We start from the raw sequence: 1,580 nt of genomic DNA on the forward strand, positions 1-1,580 counted from the left end.
TATTTTTATGGTTTTGGAAATGGAATTTTATTTAAAGCTTTATTGCAAAATAAAAATCATCAACATATTGTTGTTTTTGAAAAAGATATAGAAATCATTTGGATAATGTTTCATATCTTAGATTTTTCAAGTGAATTGCAAAGTGCAAGATTGATGATTTTGGAAAATGATAAATTACAAGCTCAAGATTATACTGAACTTTGCTCTTCTAAACCTTTCTTTCAATTTTCTAGAATTTATTTTTTAGAACTGATGAGTCATTATTATGAAAGATTTCATGAAGATATTTTAGGATTGAATAAAAAATTAGCAGAAAATTTTAAAAATTCTATTGTTTCTCATGGTAATGATCCTCTTGATGCTCTTCAAGGCATAGAGCAATTTGTTTATAATCTTCCTCAAATGATTACTCATCCTAGTTATAAAGAATTACTTTCTAAAAGAAAGGGTATAAGTGATACAGCTATCATTGTTTCTACAGGACCATCTCTTACTAAACAACTTCCTTTGTTAAAAAAGTATGCTAATAAAGCTACGATTTTTTGTGCGGATTCTTCTTATCCTATTTTAGCTAAACATGGTATAAAGCCTGATTATGTGCTTTCTTTGGAAAGGATTCCTTTAACTTCTGAATTTTTTAACAATGATTTTGGGGAATTTGATCAAGATGTTTTGTTTGTTTGTATAAGTTGGGTTTATCCACAAACCATAAAATATCTTCAAAAAAATAATAGAGCTTTTATACTTACTTCAAGGCCATCTAGTTTTATTGAAAATATCAATCTTTGCCCATATGGCTATGTAGGTTATGGGCCAAGTGTTGCACATATGGCTTATGAATTTGCAACTCATCTAAATTATAAAAACATCATTTTTATAGGACAGGATTTAGCTTATGCAAAAGATGGATTTTCCCATACTAAAGATTATAAAAATCTTGATAAACATGAAGGACATTTTCGAAGAGATAAGGGTAAATTTCAATGTTTAGCTTATGGAGGCAACGGAAAAGTTGAAAGCTCTGAAATTTGGACTATGTTTAGATTTTCTTTACAAAATACCATTTCGAAAAATATTGTTTCAACCACCTACAACTGCACCGAAGGTGGAGCAAGGATAGAAGGAACCATAGAAAAACCTTTTTTATGGGCTTGTGAGAATTTACTTGATAAAGATTTAAATAAACCTTTTGAAAAATTAGAACCTTTAAGTTTAAATAAACAAAATGAATTTTTACTTAAGGCTTATTATAAAGTTTATCAAAGTATTAAACATTGTAGAGATTTTAGTAAAATACTCAGCAATGATTTTGAAAATATACAAAGTATATATTTGAGTTTAAATGAAAAAGAAGAAGATTTAAACTTAGCTATTAGAAAAATAGATGAGTTTAAAAACAAACTTGAAGATATGAAACAAATGCAAGATTTGTATGAAATTTTAGGTCCTTTACTGACACAATTTGAACTAAACCTTGCAAGGATTTATGTTTTAAATCCTAAAACCAAAGAAGATGTTTTTAATAAAAGTATTCTTTGGATAAAAGAACATTTAGAATTTATGGAATTAGTTTATGGACA

At 27.3% G+C, this 1,580-nt stretch carries 1 protein-coding gene; it reads left to right on the forward strand.

The genetic code is table 11. The annotated features are described in order from the left end of the window. Positions 1-1,580 (forward strand): motility associated factor glycosyltransferase family protein (locus BGS43_RS09195; protein WP_096569511.1); only part of this gene is annotated, 1,580 nt, incomplete at both ends.

The sequence above is a fragment of the Campylobacter sp. 110 genome, assembly GCF_002383965.1.
Lineage (GTDB): Bacteria > Campylobacterota > Campylobacteria > Campylobacterales > Campylobacteraceae > Campylobacter_D > Campylobacter_D coli.